The sequence below is a fragment of the Synechococcus sp. CC9311 genome (assembly GCF_000014585.1).
Classification (GTDB): domain Bacteria; phylum Cyanobacteriota; class Cyanobacteriia; order PCC-6307; family Cyanobiaceae; genus Synechococcus_C.
This window is the reverse complement of sequence record NC_008319.1, coordinates 1,002,106-1,022,303: the sequence shown is the minus strand read 5'-3', so window position 1 is coordinate 1,022,303 and position 20,198 is coordinate 1,002,106. Positions and strand designations below refer to the sequence as shown.

Here is a 20,198-nt window from a genome sequence, read left to right as displayed (position 1 = left end):
CTGCCTGTTTCTGTGATGCATACTTGCCACATCCAACTAGCACAGATGCAACGAAGATAGAAGCTAGAAAGAGTGTCTTTTTCATAAGTCCATCATACCAATCACTCAACCACCCAAAGCACCACTAACTACAAACATCTAATTTGATTGTCGAATTTCGCTTACGCATCCCTTCACAAAATTCTTGGTTGATTTTATCTAAGGAAGATGTAGCTGTATTAGCTCCTTGATGAGAAGTCTGTACCGTTGAATTGATTAAAGAGCAAACAAGGACAAGTAAAAACAAAGCAATTGATGACTGACCAATCCAACCTACTTTCCTCGCATTGGCAACTTTCATGAGTTGTGATTGATAAGTCATTTAAGTGTTGCAGTGCTTGATCTTGCTTACATGAAAGCTTGCTTAGATTTTGACAAAAAAGTCTGAAGCCTTATATCTTCCGCTCCAAGCAGCAGAAGCACCTCCAGGGGCAGAGAGTGTTTCTCTAACAAAGCGAATTCTCTGCGATCAGAAGTGGACCTTGACTCTCCTACAGGAGCTACTGATGGCACTTAGGGGTGTGCCAGTTATGTCAAGCTCGTTCACAAACCGTTTCAACTGCCAAGTACCACAAGATTTGCAGGGATTGATCAAGTTCCTTGGATGCTTGACGCCTGAACAACTGAGCTGTGATGGCCTGTCTAGCTACCAAAACAGTAATCCGCGCAGTAGCAACTGGATGGCATGGAGGCGCCTTACTAGGCCATTGGCGCAATGCTCAAAGATGGAGCTGAAGACTGAACCTGAGGTTTATTGATTCGTGGCCGGGTTGATCGGGCGAAACATGTAAAGACATTCCCTTAGAAGCAGACGATCCACATCACCTTCGAAAAGCCCGGCGACTTAACAGTAACTGAGGTCAGCGAAGTAACGAGGCATCACTAACCGCCGACATCGCCCTCAATACCTGACAGGGCTAGAGTTCTAAAGATGCTTGCATCTTGAGTCCAGCATTCAATAATTCAGATAAGAGTGTTCAGGCAATATACGCTCACTACCTTTATTTTTTTCACTACCAGAAAACTTAATTGGAAGATTTAAGCTCACTATTCACTTATCAATCGCCAACCAAAGTCAATTTTTTAATACACAAACAATGAGATTTAACTTTGATCATTGGTCTCTTGATCTTCTTGGTGGATGCTTCGGGATCGCAATTGGCTTGGGCCTAGTTCGGTTTGATTTTGGAATTATTGGCAGCCTGATGGTAGACGCTAACTGGATTAACATTGAAGATATTGGAAGACTAGCTGCAATCAATATGTTTGGCTACCTTGCAGGGGCTATTCAGCAGGCTTATATCAAGCGCAGACAGGTTTCAGTCAGATTTGTATTTGCAGGACTAATTGTAATCATGATTTCGATTATTCTTGAGGGGAGATATATAAATTTCACAAGTCAATCAATTTTGCGATTACTGTGTGGATGGGGTGCTGCACAGCTCGTTGCTGGACTGCCATCTCTCGCTCTTGAGCGTGTTCCTTCCAACTGGCGAAGACAATCAACTGGGGTGATCATGTGCGGAGGTGGAGTTGGTGCACTTCTCGGAGCTGTAGCAATCGGAACTTTTTCTCCTACTTCTGCCCCTACTGCATGGAATGTTCTTGGATTGCTGACTGTGTTTCTCAGTTTGCCGACTTTAAAACTAATTTTTACAAACTTCAAACTTCAGGCTAACTTCGCAAAATCTAATTTTAAGAACGTTAGTGATGTCCGATCGAGAAGCAAAGCTGGGGCTCCTGGTAGTTCAATCTTGTTCATTATCATGGGATTTGTCTTTATGCAGATAGGCCAAGTACCTGTAATTCTTTATGAACCATTGATTGCAATCAAGAAAATCGGCTTGACTCCCATGGTTTCTAGCAATGTGGATGGCTTATTCGGATTTGGACTAATCATGGGTGGCTTAATACCTTCAATTACGTCTTCAAGATTAACAACCAAGGCGTTTTTACCACTTATATCTTTGTTTGGATTATTGGGAGTAATTCTTTTTGGAGCGACGCAAAACGTATCGGCACTGTCTATCTCCATTCTCTTAATTGGTATTTGGGATATGATGATTGGCACTTTGACTATAGATCGTCTTGGACAATTGTGTAATGAAGAGCTTCAGCGAAGATATTGGGCTTCTGCTACATCCTTTGGCTCTTTAGGGTTCATCATCTTCTCAATTGCAACATCGCAGCTTTCAGGTACCAATATCAATCTTGTTCTTGTGCTAGGGATTGCCTCAGTTGTGATTCATGCTCTTCTGGAATTCATGCAATGCTTAATTGTTGTTAAGCCTAGGCCACTGATTGCCTCTTGTGGATCAGACGAATAAGAGCATAGATCGCAACAAATTCTCGTTCACTAATTTTACTTAGCAAAGCAAAATTTTGCAGCTAGACTACCCCCCTCTGCCCCAACAGGACTTCCGGTTTACACCGAGCCGCCAAATCATTAACATCATCCAGCTCCTCCTGTGAAGCCAACGTCATCTGCATATCGATAACCAATGCAGATAGTGCTAGGCAGATATATTTCGAAAGAGCTGGGGTCAGCACTGAACATCAAGCCACAGATAGTTCACTTGGTATATTTAAAGAACCATACAAGTTAAACAGCAACAGAATAAAAAGATAAGTCTATTTAGACGGAAATGTGTTTACAATTTTGGTTGGATCAGAGAGAAGCAAATGGACATTTGGGATGTCAAATAAAAAGGGCATCAACCCAGCGCTAAGTCAGGTCGCGGAATTCTATTAAGTCATATATACTCTCAATGATATTCCTCGCCACCTGCGGGGTTTTTTATGGCAACGGAGAATGCTTTACACAGGATCTTTTGAATGTGTCGAAGCCAACCTTTGAACATGCTCTCTGAGCGGGTCGGCTAGCGTTTCATTGCAAGCAATAAGTACATCAAATACAACCGCATGAAGCCACTGAACCTGATCGCAGCGGCGCTTTTCACCAGCGCGTTAGTGTTTCCTTCGATCGCACAGGCGTGCACCCGCACCCTCTATGTCGGCTCCGAAGAGGTTGTCATGACCGGTCGGTCGATGGACTGGATGCAGGATATGGCGACGGACCTCTGGGCCTTTCCGCGCGGCATGGCGCGTGAAGGAGCGGCCGGGCAGGATTCTCCGAAGTGGGTCTCCAAATACGGCAGCGTCATCGCCTCGGTTTACAACATTGCCAGTGCCGATGGCATGAATGAGAAGGGCCTGGTCGCCAACATGCTCTATCTAGCCGAAGCGCAATACGGCAAGGTCGGTGACAAGCCGCCGATGTCGATCGGGCTGTGGGCGCAGTATGTGCTCGACAATTACGCCACCGTCTCCGAGGCGGTTGACGGTCTGCAAAAGCAACCTTTTCGAATCATCGCTCCGAAGCTGCCGAATGGCAAAGCCACGACGGTTCACCTCTCAATCTCCGATGCCTCCGGTGATTCCGCGATCCTGGAATACATCGACGGCGAACTCGTGATCCATCACGGCAAGCAGTACAAGGTGATGACCAACTCGCCGACCTACGACCAGCAGCTCGCCCTAAATTCCTACTGGGAGAAGATCGGCGGCCTTAAGTTCCTGCCCGGCACCAACAGCGCGGCCGACCGCTTCGCCCGTGCCTCGTTCCTGCTCAGCGCGGTCCCGACCGAGATCGACAAGAACTACATCACGGCCGTTCCGGATGGCACTTATGCCAACCAGGCGGCCGCCGAGGTGGTCTCGGTAATGCGCTCGGTCAGCGTCCCTCTCGGCATTACAACGCCCGGCTCGCCAAACATCTCGTCCACCCTGTGGAGGACGGTCGCCGACCAGAAGAACAAGGTTTACCTCTTCGACTCGGCCACCACCCCGAACGCCTTCTGGGTCGAGATGGCCGATCTCGACCTGTCGGATGGCGCGCCGGCAAAGAAGCTGCCGATCGCCGGTGGCAAGTACTACGCCGGCAACACAGCGGAACGCTTTGTTGAAGCAACTCCGTTCGAGTGGTTGCAGGCCAACCCGTCCACGGATTGATCGGTATCCCATCGAACCGATTACCCATCCGGTCGAATTTCAATTAAGGAAATCATGTAGTAACTCACTTTTATGATCGCGATGATGGCTTTGCAGCTGGGTGTGAGCCCCTAGTCCTTTTGGGGGATAGCGGCAAAGTAACAATCACCCAAATAGGTATTGATCAAACCAAGGCAGGCACGAGACAATTCGAAGATGAAACACAGATTCACTAGATGCCTGCCTTTACTCTTTTTGACAGTCGCAACAGGATTAGCAAGCTGCAAAAACATCACATCAAATAAGCCACCAATTCAGGCAGGGCAAGTCAAAGAGTCAGCTTCTAAAAAAGTCATAAGAAATCTTCCAAGCGAATGCACTATTCAAGAATATTCGGCAGAAGAATTATTTGATAATTCCAAAAGTGGTATTGCTGTTGTATTGACCGACTCGGGGGTTGGTAGTGCTTTTGTTGTGAAGCATGAGAACAATTCAACACTGCTTTTGACCAACGCACATGTTGTACAGGGAAACAGTGTGGTGACACTTAAGTGGTCAGATGATTCCAAGGACCAGGCTGCTGTAGTAAAAATTGGAGACGTTCAAAGCCTGGACAACGATTTAGCATTGCTCGAAGTATCAGGAAATATAGGCAAAGTCTTAAAGGTCAAACAAGGCAAGGTAAATACCGGCGCGGATATTGTTGCCATAGGCGCTCCTCGTGGCTTGGAGTTCACCATTACCAGGGGAATCGTCAGTGCTCATCGCGATAATGGCCGAGTAATTCAGATTGATGCTCCTATTAATCCTGGTAACTCAGGCGGAGCAATCCTGGACAAGACAGGTTGCGTTGTAGGAGTCGCAACATTTATCCGCAGAGACAGTGAGGGCCTTGCATTCGCAATTTCTTCGAGCCAGCTTCAGAATTTTCTTGTAAGTGACGTAAGAACAATATCCGATAGCCCTACACTAGCTAATCGCATTACTCCCTCTGGTCCGAATGTAAGCATGGGGGATAATCCCAAATGCTGGTTTCAGCAAGACGTTGGGGGAGAGCTTGAAGCGGCTAACTGCTTAGTTGCCTCACGTAAGAATAATAATGGTCACTTGGTTTATGACCTAACCGAGACCGTAAGTGGATTAAAGAGAACAATAGTTCTCTGGGAGGATGAGAAAGCTGAGGTGATTTTGAAGGGTAAAGCTTATAATGCAAGTTGGTGGACTGATCCTGATGGAGATGTGCGAATCAGAGTTAATGGTGGAGTCTTTGCATTTGTTTTGCCTGATTCAGCAGAAAGAGAGAAAGATTTAGATCGCCGTACAGATGCAGTCTTTTATGAGCGCTACCCCGAGCTTAAGGGAAAAGTACTCGGTTCATCTAAGGGGAAATTAGCTCAAGAGTGGCTGAGCATTAGGGAGTCATTGAAGTGACTTTAGAAGGTCGAAGCACTTGATCAGATCGAGGCACGGATTGCTCGATTCCTTTCGCGCTAGTTGCAGGCTCAGAACCAGGCAATTCAGAAAATATTTTTGAGCAAGGCCCTGGCCAGTGGTGAATCATTCAACGGTGTATAGATCAGGCGTGATCTTGTTGGTCTATCGAAGCTCGAAGACCTGAACGCTGAACAAACACGGTTAATTCAACAAACAACCTGCTGTGAAGGTGGTGCCTCTCACTCAACCGATAGGCAATCTCGCCAAACTGCACTGATGTGGCAGCAGCAGCCCGATTACGCCCGATACAAAGAGAGGCTCAACGGTGAGGGCTGGCTGGTGAACAGACAAGAAGAGATGCTCATCCAGATCAAGCCCGATGCACCAACACAACATGCTCAGTTCGTACTGGTGAGCTACTACCGCTTATCAGCACGGCTTGGGCAACCCGTTAGGAAGCAGAGGATGCTCAGGCATCTAGGCATCGAGATGTGGATCAACTTACAGAAGATCGACTGGCAACGCTGCTCACCGCCCAGCTAAGGAATCATTTTTTGATGAAGTTTTGCCCCTGTGAGCAACATCACAGCAGCGCTTGATCCCGATCATCGCCTCAGCCATTGATTCGTGAGATGGTGTGTTCAGCAGAGGAAAGACCTTTGCTAATAATGCATCAATCTTCTATTTCCAATGACGAACTCTAAAGACAATGAACGGCTGCGCTGCATAAACAAAATTACTAGCGGAAATCCACAGAGGTATCTGAAACATTTCCTCCAGAAAGGATTGCTTGGCGCTCTTACAGCCACAGCAGTCCTACATGGTGATGGCTTGGCACATACCTATGCAGGCCAACACATTCATACAAGATCAGCCGCCTTCCTGCGCAACTGCATGGGCCAATCACCAGCGACGGTTGCCTCTATCAACAGTGGGTGCCCGAACCGTGAAAAAGGGTTGATCGGCATTGGTTCGTCGGTGATACGTCTGCAAACGGTGCAACGTGATCTTTCGGGTCAAAAAGGACTTTGGTACTTGGTGCGTGTGATCCAAAACCAATCCTCAAACCAGGCAGCCTCCAACAATGCGCCAGCAGGTTCGATTGGTTGGCTGAGAGCGAATAAGTTCTAGCCGAAACACGCAAAAGCATCTGCTAGTGCGGAGTGTGTACAACGGGTTCAGGCTGTTCTGCCTCAATAAGAGTGCACCAAGCAGAACCATCAGCTGGTGTGGACGGAAGAGGGAAGCACCTGCAGCCCCCTGCACCAGCGTTCACATCGGCACCAATGCCAGCCCCCAAAGGCTGCGGCAGTGAGTGTTGTGCGAATCATTTTTAATGGGACTTGCTTGCCAAGTTCCTGAAACCGAACCTTCCAGGGCGGCGGTTACCACTTTCGAGAACCATCTAGCGGCAATAGACCAAAGAGATTCCACTTAGTGGTACTCATGACACAAACAGTTCTTCAACCCGATCTCACTACAAAACAAAGCCGCCGTGCACACCTCGTAAAAATTGATTTGGATGAGGCCATCTACGAGGCCGCCGAACAACATCCTGATGTTTGGCCACGGGGACTGATCACCAGAATCGCCACTGAGCTTGGAGTCACACCGGCAATCGTTCGCCGTGAAAGGACCATTCTTTTACCAGGAGTGAAGAGCGCACCTGAACGGGGCTGGTGACCATTCAGATATCAGGCGGGTGGAAGCGATGCCCGCCCAAGTGGTGACTTTGGCCCGTCTACGCGAAGAGACCGAGCTGCTTGACCTAACAGACGGCAACCACCCCCAGAGCCCTGCCTAGTGAATTCAATCGATTTGACCCCATGCTTCCACCTGCTGGCAGCCAGCGGAGAGCTTTCTTAAGTGGATTAAGGCAGAGAACAGCGTTCACTCAATTGGCGAGAGTCGTCAGCTGGTAACCAACGTCCGCCATTTGCGTGGCACCACGGCCTCGCCTCATTGACACCACCAGGCCAATAACGCTCTGCGTGACAAGTTCCTGATGTTTTGTCTTGGAAGTTGAAGCAACCATTGGTTTCCTCGTAGCAGCGCAGGTCAGTCGTCCCTCTCCACCCGCATGAGCTCAAAGTGCCTGCAAAGACAGGAGCTTGGCTCGATACTGTCGATGCAATTAATACGAGTGAGCCCAGACAACGCATAAAAAGAGTGTTGCTGAAATCTGTTCTAGCCATGTGCTTTGTCTTTGTAAGGCCATCAAAAAACCCCCGCCTTAGCAGGGACCGTGGGTGATCCTGATTGGTTGTGGTGAACCAGCACGTCATCAGAGCAACAATGATTAATTACAACGGCACCAACGAGAATTCCATCAATTGATAATTGCCAACAATCAGCAGTTTGCCAGTTTGAAAATGTGGTTTCACAATGCCTTCCCAAACTATCTTTATCTGAAATCTCCACTTGCCACTACTCATCTCATCCATGGCATAGACAAAGGCCTTGGATTTATCACCTGGATCATTAACAGCATGCTCATCTAATTGTGCATTAGAACTCTTGGGGCGAAGTAGACTATCGACGGCAAAGAACACTGCGGCACCGAGAGAAACGCCAACAGCAGAGCCAATAACAACACGACCAAGTCCATTCATTCATTGGCATCGAACGCAGTCAGCATCATTACAAGGATGGGGTCAGTACATCCCCCATTCGAACGTTGTGCGCTTCAGACGCATCCACAAACCGAGAGAAAACAATCCAGAAGAAGTCATTCAGGATTGTCTCAAGCTAATCTCTAGAATGATGCACAAAAGAACTTCATACTCGAAAAAATGGTGGTATGAATACCAAGCAAGTTGCCGCTAGAAATACGACAAAGCAACGCCAAAGGCAACTTTGAAAAATTCATAATCAAAGAAGATCTTTTGCTTATGATCAAAACGAAGAGAACAGCAAGCAACTAGATAGAGCATAATTAGAAGCCAAAAGAATCATGGAGAGGTAGGATCAATTAATTAACACTAGTGAATACGTGCGGATTAACCCATCTGAGCTGCCTCTGCAGAAAGCAGCCGATGCATGCAAAAAGCTGTTGGCAAACAAAAAGGTGTTGGTTTGTTCTAAAAACAGGCTCACGCTTACTGCACTCTGCCTTTGCACTCCAATTCTGCAATCACTGGTAGGTGGTGCAACAACTGAGGATGAAGCGCTACAAGTTCAACAGAAAAATCATCCAGATATATTGATTACAAGTGAAGACCTTGAAAGCGGCTATGGAATAAGGCTTGTAGAGAAAGCCAAGAATTATTCTCCTGAACTAAAAGCACTGATTTTCCTTCAACGAGAAACACCTGAAGTAGTCCAGGAGGCAATGGAAGCAGGCGCTGATGGCGTGATGTTCATTTCATCCATAGGTACTGGTGATGGTGACTTCATTAACGCCTTAAGTACTACCAATAGCGGCGGCATCTACTACCCAAGATCTGTACGAGAGGCTGCCACAGCAAAGGTAAAGTCCGCACCAGTACTTGTAGACCCACTATCGGAGCGAGAGCTGGATGTGATTCGCTGCATTATCAGAGGAATGAGGAACATTGAAATTGCTGATGCATTATTCATTTCTTCTGAAACAGTCAAGAGCCATGTCAGTACAGTCATTCAAAAGCTTGGAGTAAGAGATAGAACACAAGCTGCTGTTTTTGCTATGACGCACGGCTTGATTGAAGCAGGAATTTGAAAAACCCAGCTCGAAGCAGAGGATGATGGTGGTTGATATTTAGCCTGTCATTGTTGCTTAATCAGACCAGATTCAATCACTCTCATTGGCTGCTCACCCGAGGGAAGGACAAAAATATCAACAAGAATAACCGGTTCTTTCCCAAGATTTGCAGCAGACATTGGCATATCTGCAGGCATGTAATAGCAGTCTCCGGCGCCAAATACTTGATCTTTCTTACCTTCAATAAAATCCGTTATTTGTCCTGAAATAACACAGGTTAGACCAGAGTGATCGTGAACATGAATTGGCACACGCGTACCTGGAAGTCTCGTGCCGCGAACAACCAAAACTCTTTGCCCATCGTGCCTTATATCATCAACAAGAGTTTTCTTGTTACTCAGTCCTGCAATGATTCCAGGCAGCTCCTTACTGTTAATCATTTTGACAGGCTCAACCTGAGCCATCACCGAACGAGACACACAGCTGAAGCTCAATGCAGATGAGATGCTGAGCAAATTGAATAGGACGTGGGATTGCTTCACGAACAAAGTGCTGCTTGCAAGAATATAATCAGTTGTTGGGAAATATCACAGCTTACATAGAATCATCAACAAAAGACATCGCTCGTGGCGAAGCTAGTGAATGTGCAGTCGGGAGATCGATAGCGAAACCTACGCGCACTGCTTTTCCCTTGCGGGTTTTGCTTAGCTCTCAGCCATAAGGCTTCAGGCTTACCACTAGCTGCCATGTCAAAAGCATTTTCCTCTCTTCTTCAAGTCCAAGAGGCAGCATCTAATTGGTTTTAACCCCAGCAATCAACCTCTAATTTTATCAATCAAATTAGCCTTAGCATTAACCAACCTTCCAACAATTCTGGTAATTTCTCCTTCTCCAATATTCAATTCAGATAATTCTTCGAACTTCTGAAGGAATAGTTGATCGACTTCTTCAACAAAGGAGTCATAGTAGGCGCATAGAGCATTCATTTTTTCGTCCCCGTATAGTCTTTCCATTTTCTTGATTCAACAATGAAGAATTATCCTATCAACATGAACTAATGGCTTGGTATAAAAAGTGCTACTAATGGCATTTAAAGCAGAGCCAGCGTCATGTGAGTATCGAGTGTCATTAGTATGTGGCAACTGCTTAAAGCATTCCAAGCTGCAATAAAAAACCCCACTCATGGCGGGGCAATAATTTTGAATCGGGGGGATCGATAAGCACGAATCCTCCAGGAAGTTTAAATTTGACAAAAAATGTCTTAGGAATTTATCAGAGCATTCATGATTATTGGCGCTTGCAGCCAATGTGGTTATCGACACCAGACTCGCCCAAATACACAACAATTGCTTTGGATTCCTTGACGCCATTAATTCCTTTGTGGCACCAGTTTATTGCCTCTATGTAGCTATCACCTGCTTTTACTACTCTTTTTCCTTTAGAGCCATAATCAACAGTGAAAGAACCCTTTGTGACGTAAATCCACATTGGAACCGGGTGTTGATGCCAATCAGTTGACTCGTTAGGACCAAGGGTTACGCTCAGAGGATTGATCACTGGAGTACCTTTAGGATAGTTATATTGCTGATTCAAAACTGTTGTTGATTTGTTTTCAATCTTTATTGGAGACGACGTAATACCTCCTTCGTAGTTATGGGCATACGCAACACCGCTTAGTGCTGTAGAAATCCCAAACAGAGAAATAGTTAAGAGTTTCATTTTAAGCTTAAAAACTGTCTTTATTTTAATAGCTTTATTTCGCTTGTCATCCTCTAAGTCCCGCGACCTACAACCGCACATTCGCCCGAATGGTTATTTAGTTGGTCGTTGAGCAGCGTAGCCAACCGATCTTCTGCAAGTTGATCCAAATCTCGATGCCTAGATGCCTAAGCATCCGCTGCTTAACAACTGATTGCCCTAGGCCTGCTGACAGGAGGTAGTCGCGCACCTGGACGTACTGGGCATGTTGTATTGGTGCATCGGTCTTACTTGGTAAGACCTGTGTCTATCTATCCACCACTACAAAACCGACTATGCGCTGATAATAGAGCGATGAAACTTGAAGCCTCATTTTTGGAAGATGCTTACCCAGGTGTTGACTTCTGGGAGGTTGAGAAGACCTTTGAGCTGAAGATCAGGGTGATCGCTGAGTCTGAGACGCCAGAAGAGGAGCCATCAGTCTCTTTTGCGAGAGGCGTGCTTGATAAGAAACTGATAGGAGATGTCGAGTTGCCGGACGAGGCCAACCTATGGCTTGCGGACTATTTCAAACGAAATCCACAAGCAGAAGATGTATTTGATGACATGTGCAAAGAGCTGGTGTTCAAGACCGGAGGCAAGATTGCCGTTGATGGAGCGACAAAGGGATCAAATAAAGCAATTGAGGAAAACGACCGCATAAGCCACACGCTCAAAGCAATAGGTCTTGACGTAGGTGACGACCGATAAGAGTTGAGAGGAGGCTGGAGACAAGAAAGACCAGTGGACCGGTTTCGGTCAGATAACTGAATCCGCAATAAAAACATCGCTCATGGCGAGCCGCAATGTTCCTATTGACCCCTTAATTTCAGCGATTACATTATATCGGAGTCGGCCAAATAAAGCCTCAGATTTTGCGTGCATTATCTTGTACTCTCTGGCTTTAAGTTCTGCATCAAAAGAAAAAGATTAATTGGATGATCAAAAAATAAAGCAATAATTGTTTTTTCATCATTAGTTACCGTAGTAACTACAGAAGTAACTCAATACCCAACCAGGACCGCTTCCTGAGTCCTTAAGCTCTAATCGCATCATTGCTTCTTCTTTGGATATTTGCCCTGAATCGACAAGAGCACATGTATCCCTCTTAGATGTGCAAGATACCAAAAGAAGCAGGATAGGAAGTAGTAGCAATGTCTTTTTCATTTATATTCAATACAGGAATGTTGTGACCATTTCGTAAGCACCTTCATTCTTCCTTTTAACCCATGTGCCGGATTCCATTGCATCGTTCCTCATTCCTACGATTGTGTTGTTAGCCTTATCGTTGACACAAATACGGGAAAGGACAAGTTCCTTCCCATTCATTTGCTTGGAGTACCTCCTTCCCAAGGATGGAGTGACAAAATCACAACTTCCTTGTCCCACAAAGCGACCATAGGTTTGCCAAGCATTGTCTTCAGATAGTGATTCGTGAACATCACCAGTCTGCTGCCAACCAATACATGCCGCCTCTGCTTTCTCAAGTGAGGAATAGACCGTAGGTTTTAACGAAGAATATCGATTAACAACTTTTCCAATCATTGGAAGAATCAAACTTAGAAACAGCAAGACGATAACCGTCTTCCCTTTCCTGGACTTCCAATCCATCTTGTTAGTAAATATGCCCATGACTCATATCAGACCGATACCAGCAGAATAGGCATGAATCCCTTATGCCGTTTGACTGACCCGAAGACACCTGTGCATGAAGGTGGTGCTGGATGCCAAGATTCAGCAGCTTGAACAGATCGCACGGGATAGCGTTGCATTAGGCACGGAAAACAACGCGATTGGAACTATCAGGTTGCCCGCTGTGCAATAAGCGGTATAAAGCGCCCATTGGCTCGATGTGATGTTCGTAACAGTTTTCGGTCAGAAAGGTGGTGTGGCCAAAACCTGCACCAGTGTTCATTTGGCGGCGATTTGGTCAAATCAATACCAATCAGTGGTTTTGGTTGATGCCGACCGTAATCGTTCGGCCAGTGCCTATGGGTCCCGTGGGTTATTGAACTTTGACGTGGCCCCGATCGAAGCGGCGGCCAAGGCCACGCGTTATTCCGAGGTGGTGGTCACTGATGGGCAAGCCAGCAGCAGCCAAGAGGAAATTAAAAATCTGGTGGATGGCGCTGATGTGATCATTCTTCCCACCGCTGCTCAGACGCGCTCGTTGGAATTGACTTTGGAGATGGCCGAACATCTCAAACAATTCAATGTTCCTTTTGCTGCCTTGCTTGTGAAGGTGGACTCGCGCAAGGCCAAAGCTACGCGTGAGATTCGTCAGGCGCTTGAGGCCGCAGGGATTTCAGTTCTGCGTGCGCAAATCCCCCTGCTCTCTGCTTTTGAAAAAGCAGAGAATGCTGGCGTCACCGTGGATCAAGCAGTTTCTGCGGCGGGCAAATCTGACCCTCGCCGCATGATCGGTTGGCATGCCTACACCCAGGCTTGTGAGGAGATTGCCGAGCTTGCCCCCAAACGTGGCCAGGTGATTCCGATGCACCCCATCGGCTGGGATACCACGCCACTAGAGAATCGCCAAGTCTCTTAAGTCTTGCTGTAGAACTGCTTTTGTGATTGCCATGCACCGATTGGACCTGGATTCCATATCCGCGAAGTGCTGAGGCTTAGAGGGCTCCTGCCGTTCTCTCAAAAGCAGCCAGAGCACTTTGATGCTGCATCTATCCCAGACAAAATTTTCAACCGACGAGCCACACACACATCTTGGTGAGTTAATTGCCCCGCACTGTGTGGCGTTATTTCCCTTAGCAGACTGCTGTGAGATGGCTCCTGAGTGAAACCTTCTTATGACACATGTCATAACCTCACTTGAGCGGATCGACCATTGCTTGCATCTAGCCGGTGCGGAAGCAGATCGGCCTGAAATTGGTCACCAGTCGACCTGGCGACCAAATGGGCGGAGAAGCGACACAACACCCGAAAGGGAAAAGGAGCGAGCGCGTACATCACTATCAATATCGCGACAGAACAACTCACACATCACAAAAAACAAGTGAAACTTTTAAATTCAATTTTCTTGGTAACTGCATCCTTTTTGCTTTTGAATCCAATTTACGCAAATGAAAAGAATACTGAATGCATTATAAGAGGTGGGCCTGATTTGAGCATTGTGAAATATTCAGGCACATGTTTGTTTAGCAAAGACAAGAAGGGAAGTTTCAGAATTAGAAAAAGTGAGGGCGAAATAATACCTTCAATCACGCAAGTAAGTGTTTATGTATTATCGCCAGGGGTTGCGGAAGTTCGCGGATTGACATCACACGGAAATAACAGCAGGTGGGGTCCAGCAAAAAGAAGTCAACAAGATCCAGCTTGCTGGACAGGTTCTGACTTTGAGGTTTGCGCATATTAAATTTTGGTAGTAGAAGAATTCTCATCCATCAATGGGTGCCGTCGAAGTAACGACCAGTAGACTGATAGAAACATCAGCACCTGCGGTAAAAAATCGGCAGAAGTAAGAATAGACACTCCTTTCTTAATCCAGTCTCCATCAACAAAAAGAGACCCTGAATGAAATTCAGAGTTGCTGTTATTGATCGTAAATTTTGCGCCACAAACATTTTCCTCCAAAGCCAAAACGAAATCTATTGGCTGAACTTCCAGATGTTTCGAACGACTGCGATCAAAAACAACCACTTTTGATTCAGCAGAAAAGGCTATAAGAGCAGATTTGTAGTCTTTTGCGGCAAAACTTGGTCAGTAGGCATGGAAGACCCGTCCGAATAGATTTCATGAATCAAGAGCTTCTTGGATGGGATTCATAGTCTTTTCATTCTTCAATACACACTCTTTGGGAGTTGGCCAACTCCCAAAGAGTTGATCACGATCTAACATGACGTCTTCGCCAAAACTGTGCATCACCAGCAAAAGCAAGGCATCCTTAGGACATCTAATAAACGCCCAATGCTGAGTCGACTCTCCCTGGGCCTGTTGGCTTCTGCCATCTCTGTTGCTGCTCTGCCTGCCATTGCTCAAGAAGACGGCAGTGCGGATGATCTTGGTGTGATGAGCATCAGCCTTAAAGATGTGGTCAAGCCGACCTTTGGGTTTCAAGGAGCACTGCAAGGCGCAGGAACACCGAATCAAGCAGGCATCGGCGGGTTCCTTCCACTGTCTGTTGGCGAGAACAGCGTTTTCTTCTTTGATGCATTGGCGAACGTCAACTTTGCTGATTCCGGCAACGACAGCAGCATCATCAACACCAAGGTCGCTGGGACCACGATCAGCACCTCATCACGGCTTGGTTATCGCTGGCTTAATAGTGATCGCAGCTGGATGTATGGGCTGACTGCTGGTTATGACAGCCGCCCCATGAATACAGGTGATGCTGATACAGGAGTCAAAGTCAGCAATAAGCGCAGTGTGTTCTTCCAGCAGTTTGCTTTCAACGCGGAAGCAGTCTCTGACAGTTTGAACTTTAATACGTATATCTTATTTCCTATTGGTGATACCGAACAGCAGCTGAACAGTGTCTATGATGGAGGAGCACTTGACACCTACGGGCTTGATGTTGGTTATTTCATAACCCCAGTGGTGAATGCTTCTGTTGGGTACTACTACCAAAAGGGTGATTTAGGAAGTGCTGATGGTTCTGGTGTACTTGGACGAGTTGAGTATCAAATCAGCAATGGATTAACAGCAGGAATGAACATCTCCTACGACGAAGCATTTGAAACCAAAGTTTCAGCAGACTTTAAAGTTCGCTTTGATGGACCAAAGACAACAGCGCAGCAAAAAGAAGTACAACAACAACCTGTGATCAACGTTTTAACATCAACGCCAATCAACCGGGAGGTAAGGGTACACGACTGCTGCTATGACGATACGCCAGAAGATGACTCCAATAATTAAATTGATGAGCTTACTAGCACGATTGAGCAGAAAATAGATAAAACGAGATCGCTAAAATAAAGGTTTCAGCCAGGAGTTTTGCAGCCCCGCCACGAGCGGGTTTTTATATTGCCGACTGAAGAGCAACAAAGCTGAAACTGCCCACTGCATCTGGCATCACCAGCAAAAGCAAGGCATCTTTGCGGCATCTAATAAACGCCCAATGCTGAGTCGACTCTCCCTGGGCCTGTTGGCTTCTGCCATCTCTGTTGCTGCTCTGCCTGCCATTGCTCAAGAAGACGGCAGTGCGGATGATCTTGGTGTGATGAGCATCAGCCTTAAGGATGTGGTCAAGCCCACCTTTGGGTTTCAAGGAGCACTGCAAGGCGCAGGAACACCGAATCAAGCAGGCATTGGCGGGTTCCTTCCACTGTCTGTTGGCGAGAACAGCGTTTTCTTCTTTGATGCATTGGCGAACGTCAACTTTGCTGATTCCGGCAACGACAGCAGCATCATCAACACCAAGGTCGCTGGGACCACAATCAGCACCTCATCACGGCTTGGTTATCGCTGGCTTAATAGTGATCGCAGCTGGATGTATGGGCTGAATGCTGGTTATGACAGCCGCCCCATGAATACAGGTGATGCTGATACAGGAGTCAAAGTCAGCAATAAGCGCAGTGTGTTCTTCCAGCAGTTTGCTTTCAACGCGGAAGCAGTCTCTGACAGTTTGAACTTTAATGCGTATATCTTATTTCCTATTGGTGATACCGAACAGCAGCTGAACAGTGTCTATGATGGAGGAGCACTTGACACCTACGGGCTTGATGTTGGTTATTTCATAACCCCAGTGGTGAATGCTTCTGTTGGGTACTACTACCAAAAGGGTGATTTAGGAAGTGCTGATGGTTCTGGTGTGCTTGGACGAGTTGCGTATCAAATCAGCAATGGATTAACAGCAGGAATGAACATCTCCTACGACGAAGCATTTGAAACAAGAATTTCAGCCGATATTAAGATTCGCTTTGGTGGTGCAAATACAACAGCACAGCGAAAAGAAGTACAGCAACAACCTGTGATCAACGTTTTAACATCAACGCCAATCAACCGGGAGGTACGGGTACACGACTGCTGCTTTGGCTAACGCCTGGAAGATTAAAATCAAGTACAGCGATGATATTCCTGGCAAGATTTAGCAACAATCAGATAAATAAGACCACTAAAACAAGAATTTAAACGGAATGAATGAAGCAGAAAAGGCATCATTATTCATTTGTTCTTATCAGCTCATCCCAACCAATTACATCAAACCCATTATCAATAAACCACCAGCAAAGCCGAAACTCACACTACAGCAACTCCAGCATGCCAAATAAGCATTGCAGCAAGGCTCATTAAGATTACAAGACAAACTGGACTGATTTAGCCATTCTTAAACTATTCAACCACTGAATCAATCAGCTTATTCGATTCGAAAACGTTAATCAACTCCTATAATACTGAATAGCCCTTTTGATGCAGCTATTAAAAAGAAAACAGATGTAAATGCAATCAAATTAATACTAGCTAGATTAAAAATTTTCGGACTATCCTGACCTTCAATTGGCAATTCACTTGATTCAGTCTCACTGTCCCAATAGCCATAGACAAAACCACGTTTGGCATAAAATCTCCTATTTGACGGCTTGATTGAAATATATCCATGTTTCTCTATGGCTAGATTTTGAGTAGTTATTTTCAATGATTCAATCTTAAGTAATTTTTGAATCCACTTTGCATGCGCTATCAATCCTATAACAATCCAGAAAATAAAACTTGAACCAACCAATCCAGAAAGTAAATCAAGTCCACTCATAATTGCAGCTTTGAATGAATAAAGTAGCTTAAACTGAGAACTAGCAACAGTATGTTTGTTTTTTACCAGGCATGTCCATAAAAAACACAAACCATCTGCTCAATCGTTTCACGATAGTGTGATTTTAGAACTAGATCATGAATTCATTTTATTTGAAAAATTTTCTGCATTTATCTAATTTGATGCGCAACATTTGCAGATCATAACAAGTCCTGCATAACATCTAATCCCAATGCACGTCACAACAGAGTCCATCCATGATGAGACATGATGCCTTCAACATTCACGGGGCTCTTCAGTTCTCCTTTTACAATGCATTCATTTTAGGCTACATATTTCCATTTGCTCTTGTCTGCTCGCTCCACAGTGTCTACACTCCACACATCAAACTTATGCAATGTCATAAAGCCTTATGGGAGAATTTCTTAAGGTCATCGTCCAAATCAGTCTCATTTCAATTGCTTTAATGTTCTACGGAACTATTCATCATACAGCAATTATCTACTCAGCAAAAGAGTCTAAAAAGAAAGGGCTTTTTGCAAGGCAAGTTTGGATTGTAGCAGGTGCTTCAGCATTTACTTTTTTTGGTCTTGTCGTTACTCAAAGTAGTTGCATAAACTAACTGCTTACTCCACTACACATTTACGGCCCAGCCACGAGCGGTTTTTTTATTGCTGCGACGAATACTTTAAGCAGGTAACTCCTACGAATGACCCTCCACACTCAGATTTCGCTGGCTCTATTTCAGAAGCTGCTGATTGCGCTTAGAGCCAACGATGCTGATGATGACAAGGCTTGGCTTGCCCTTGAGATTAAACAGCTCGGGAGGAAAGTAAGCCGCTGAGGTGGAATCGGAATGGGGGGTGCCGTTATTGGTTGAAGTGGAAAGGGACAGGCTTATGACTTGGAAGCTTGATATAAGCATCTAGTCTTGTAGGAGAGAGTGTGTGAGCAACATCACTGATCTGCACGATCAGTCTCAACAGCTCACTCAGAGGTGCCATAAATAGTATTCACACTAGAGACAGTAACCACTCAAATAACTGAACAGGGATTCTAGAATTTTCATACAAAATAACAATTAGAGTAGTTTTTGATGGCCGATAGTTAGCGCGATCACACGATCCAACGCAGTATTGAATCTGAAATCTTACTCCTAACAGCAGCAATCAACGAGTAACCACCAGACCCAAAAACTAACATCAGTGCATATAATAATAAATACAAAGATGATGCTTCAAATTCATAGTTATGGGCATCAACAATTCCAAGCGGAGCACCCTGCAACCCTGTATCACTAAAGTGAAAAACCAGAGCAAATAGCATCGTTGATGACAATCCAAGAAGCGAGGCACGTGTAAAGATGCCAATTATCAAGAAGAAAGAGCCGAAAATTTGTGTATAAGCGGCAAGACGAGTCCAATACGAATGATCAAAAGGAAGGTATGAAAAATAATTATCAACAATGAATGACGTAAACCCATCAACATCTGATAATTTTTCAATGCCATGGTGAAGCATTAAAAGGGAAACAAGAACTCTTGCTAATAGCAGTGTCACGTCTGCAAATGGCTTTGTATTCATTTGATTGATAGCAATACACAATTTTCGCCTTACCGCATTCACAAGAGGTACATATGTGGTTTTTGCTTGTAACATATAACAAGAGAGCAATGAAATAGCCCTATGAGCTCTATACATCTGCTTGCCCACTTAAATAAAGCTAGATCAAAATATCGATTGGACAATCCAATGAGCTCCTTGTAAAAACTCTCCTTCAATTTTTGATTAACGGCATGTTGAGTATCGCTGCAGCCTTTGCTTTCGTGGCGCTATTTCTACGCACCACGATACTGCTCTCACTAATTGTGTTCCTCTGGATAGCCAGGACGCCTAAGGAGCGCAACCTCAGCTTCTTTAGAAGGCGGGGAAATTACCCGGTTGGTGAAGTAAGCGGTTACTCGCTCCACTGGCCCACCCAAGCATCACAGCTGGTGAATCCAAGCAAGAGTGAGCCACTTGTCACCAAAAAGAAGACCGAGCTATCGAAGGCGGTGAATCCAGGAACGAAGCGGCGGAATCCTGATTTCGTTTCCAGCAGCTTCCACGTGCCTAAGAAGGTCAATCTCAGGTTCGATATGGACCGGTTGAACGAATGCGTCGAGGCCGCTGAAAAGCAGGACGAAGGCTAGAGGCTGAATATGGAAACGATGCCCGCCTAAGTGGTGAAAGCTCAGAAGCCAAAGACCCCTATGTCTTGGACATATCCAGAAGCTCCAGGGGCTGTGTCTTGCACGTAGCCCAATGATCCGGGATTGCCGTATTGAGCATCAGCCGCATTTGGCATCAGCCCGTCGACTGCGAAGAACGACGCCGCACCCAAAAGACCGCCAGCAATAGAACCGACAACAACTCCTTTAAGACCTTTCATTTATTTCCTTCGAATGCAGTCATTGTCACTTGAAGGGTGGAGTGAGCACCCCCCCAAAAAACGTGAGTAACCCTGCCTGCAGGGACACAGAGTTTCGGGATATCGGTTTTATTGGTTAGGAGTGCTTCCTGCAAACGGTGATGCTTGAAATGTGCTGGTCATCAGCCATATGCCCAAATAGGTGA

22 protein-coding genes are annotated in these 20,198 nt (G+C 45.7%); 13 read left to right on the top strand and 9 right to left on the bottom strand.

Going from position 1 to position 20,198, the window contains the following annotated elements:
- Nucleotides 1–1,136 precede the first annotated feature (1,136 nt).
- From SYNC_RS05200 to SYNC_RS05175, 6 genes are all read left to right on the top strand, one after another.
- On the top strand, nt 1,137–2,366 hold the full coding sequence (locus SYNC_RS05200) for a YbfB/YjiJ family MFS transporter (protein WP_011619059.1): 1,230 nt from the start codon (nt 1,137–1,139) through the stop codon (nt 2,364–2,366).
- 595 nt (nt 2,367–2,961) lie between these two features.
- Nucleotides 2,962–4,050, top strand: coding sequence for a linear amide C-N hydrolase (locus tag SYNC_RS05195; protein WP_011619058.1), 1,089 nt, complete (start codon nt 2,962–2,964; stop codon nt 4,048–4,050).
- A 234-nt stretch (nt 4,051–4,284) separates the two neighbouring features.
- Nucleotides 4,285–5,460 (top strand): S1C family serine protease, encoded by a 1,176-nt coding sequence (locus tag SYNC_RS13550; RefSeq protein WP_167897183.1) that lies wholly within the window; start codon nt 4,285–4,287, stop codon nt 5,458–5,460.
- A gap of 279 nt (nt 5,461–5,739) precedes the next feature.
- Entirely contained in the window at nt 5,740–6,006 is a 267-nt protein-coding gene (locus tag SYNC_RS05185) for a DUF1651 domain-containing protein (protein WP_011619056.1), read from the top strand.
- 147 nt (nt 6,007–6,153) lie between these two features.
- Complete coding sequence (locus tag SYNC_RS05180) at nt 6,154–6,594, top strand: hypothetical protein (RefSeq protein ID WP_011619055.1); 441 nt, start codon at nt 6,154–6,156, stop codon at nt 6,592–6,594.
- Nucleotides 6,595–6,909: 315 nt separating this feature from the next.
- Nucleotides 6,910–7,146, top strand: coding sequence for a hypothetical protein (locus SYNC_RS05175; protein ID WP_041426466.1), 237 nt, complete (start codon nt 6,910–6,912; stop codon nt 7,144–7,146).
- 620 nt (nt 7,147–7,766) lie between these two features.
- Here the strand turns inward: SYNC_RS05175 and SYNC_RS05170 are convergent.
- Nucleotides 7,767–8,075, bottom strand: coding sequence for a hypothetical protein (locus SYNC_RS05170; RefSeq protein ID WP_011619051.1), 309 nt, complete (start codon nt 8,073–8,075; stop codon nt 7,767–7,769).
- Between the two features lie 440 nt (nt 8,076–8,515).
- Between SYNC_RS05170 and SYNC_RS05165 the strand changes: the two genes are divergently transcribed.
- A complete protein-coding gene (locus SYNC_RS05165) occupies nt 8,516–9,160 on the top strand; it encodes a response regulator transcription factor (RefSeq protein WP_237699284.1) in 645 nt (214 codons plus the stop codon).
- A 47-nt stretch (nt 9,161–9,207) separates the two neighbouring features.
- Here SYNC_RS05165 and SYNC_RS05160 read toward each other — a convergent pair whose 3' ends face one another.
- From SYNC_RS05160 to SYNC_RS13545, 3 genes are all read right to left on the bottom strand, one after another.
- Complete coding sequence (locus tag SYNC_RS05160; RefSeq protein ID WP_148201851.1) at nt 9,208–9,606, bottom strand: cupin domain-containing protein; 399 nt, start codon at nt 9,604–9,606, stop codon at nt 9,208–9,210.
- A gap of 351 nt (nt 9,607–9,957) precedes the next feature.
- The gene (locus SYNC_RS05155) at nt 9,958–10,155 is read right to left on the bottom strand and encodes a hypothetical protein (RefSeq protein WP_041426465.1); all 198 of its coding nucleotides are present in this window, start codon (nt 10,153–10,155) and stop codon (nt 9,958–9,960) included.
- 274 nt (nt 10,156–10,429) lie between these two features.
- Nucleotides 10,430–10,861 (bottom strand): cupin domain-containing protein, encoded by a 432-nt coding sequence (locus SYNC_RS13545; protein WP_167897181.1) that lies wholly within the window; start codon nt 10,859–10,861, stop codon nt 10,430–10,432.
- A 333-nt stretch (nt 10,862–11,194) separates the two neighbouring features.
- Between SYNC_RS13545 and SYNC_RS05145 the strand changes: the two genes are divergently transcribed.
- A complete protein-coding gene (locus tag SYNC_RS05145) occupies nt 11,195–11,590 on the top strand; it encodes a hypothetical protein (RefSeq protein WP_071813684.1) in 396 nt (131 codons plus the stop codon).
- Between the two features lie 462 nt (nt 11,591–12,052).
- On the opposite strand, the gene SYNC_RS05140 is transcribed toward SYNC_RS05145, so the two are convergent.
- The gene (locus SYNC_RS05140; RefSeq protein ID WP_148201850.1) at nt 12,053–12,490 is read right to left on the bottom strand and encodes a hypothetical protein; all 438 of its coding nucleotides are present in this window, start codon (nt 12,488–12,490) and stop codon (nt 12,053–12,055) included.
- A 244-nt stretch (nt 12,491–12,734) separates the two neighbouring features.
- Between SYNC_RS05140 and SYNC_RS05135 the strand changes: the two genes are divergently transcribed.
- Complete coding sequence (locus SYNC_RS05135) at nt 12,735–13,427, top strand: ParA family protein (protein ID WP_011619043.1); 693 nt, start codon at nt 12,735–12,737, stop codon at nt 13,425–13,427.
- Between the two features lie 818 nt (nt 13,428–14,245).
- On the opposite strand, the gene SYNC_RS14990 is transcribed toward SYNC_RS05135, so the two are convergent.
- Nucleotides 14,246–14,533 carry a hypothetical protein gene (locus tag SYNC_RS14990; RefSeq protein WP_011619041.1) on the bottom strand — a complete coding sequence of 96 codons (288 nt, stop codon included), beginning with the start codon at nt 14,531–14,533 and terminating at the stop codon, nt 14,246–14,248.
- Nucleotides 14,534–14,800: 267 nt separating this feature from the next.
- On the opposite strand from SYNC_RS14990, the gene SYNC_RS05130 reads away from it, so the two are divergent.
- Together SYNC_RS05130 and SYNC_RS05125 are read left to right on the top strand one after the other, a co-directional pair.
- Complete coding sequence (locus tag SYNC_RS05130) at nt 14,801–15,748, top strand: carbamoyl-phosphate synthase (protein ID WP_041426463.1); 948 nt, start codon at nt 14,801–14,803, stop codon at nt 15,746–15,748.
- A gap of 202 nt (nt 15,749–15,950) precedes the next feature.
- Entirely contained in the window at nt 15,951–16,871 is a 921-nt protein-coding gene (locus SYNC_RS05125; protein ID WP_011619038.1) for a carbamoyl-phosphate synthase, read from the top strand.
- Between the two features lie 336 nt (nt 16,872–17,207).
- Here SYNC_RS05125 and SYNC_RS05120 read toward each other — a convergent pair whose 3' ends face one another.
- Entirely contained in the window at nt 17,208–17,582 is a 375-nt protein-coding gene (locus SYNC_RS05120) for a hypothetical protein (protein WP_041426462.1), read from the bottom strand.
- Nucleotides 17,583–17,994: 412 nt separating this feature from the next.
- On the opposite strand from SYNC_RS05120, the gene SYNC_RS14250 reads away from it, so the two are divergent.
- Nucleotides 17,995–18,204 carry a hypothetical protein gene (locus tag SYNC_RS14250; protein WP_148201849.1) on the top strand — a complete coding sequence of 70 codons (210 nt, stop codon included), beginning with the start codon at nt 17,995–17,997 and terminating at the stop codon, nt 18,202–18,204.
- Nucleotides 18,205–18,698: 494 nt separating this feature from the next.
- Here the strand turns inward: SYNC_RS14250 and SYNC_RS05110 are convergent, their stop codons facing one another.
- Nucleotides 18,699–19,295 carry a DoxX family protein gene (locus SYNC_RS05110; RefSeq protein WP_083756065.1) on the bottom strand — a complete coding sequence of 199 codons (597 nt, stop codon included), beginning with the start codon at nt 19,293–19,295 and terminating at the stop codon, nt 18,699–18,701.
- An 83-nt stretch (nt 19,296–19,378) separates the two neighbouring features.
- Between SYNC_RS05110 and SYNC_RS05105 the strand changes: the two genes are divergently transcribed.
- Nucleotides 19,379–19,774, top strand: coding sequence for a hypothetical protein (locus SYNC_RS05105; RefSeq protein ID WP_041426461.1), 396 nt, complete (start codon nt 19,379–19,381; stop codon nt 19,772–19,774).
- Nucleotides 19,775–19,815: 41 nt separating this feature from the next.
- Here SYNC_RS05105 and SYNC_RS05100 read toward each other — a convergent pair whose 3' ends face one another.
- Nucleotides 19,816–20,013 (bottom strand): hypothetical protein, encoded by a 198-nt coding sequence (locus SYNC_RS05100; RefSeq protein ID WP_041426460.1) that lies wholly within the window; start codon nt 20,011–20,013, stop codon nt 19,816–19,818.
- Between the last annotated feature and the right edge of the window lie 185 nt (nt 20,014–20,198).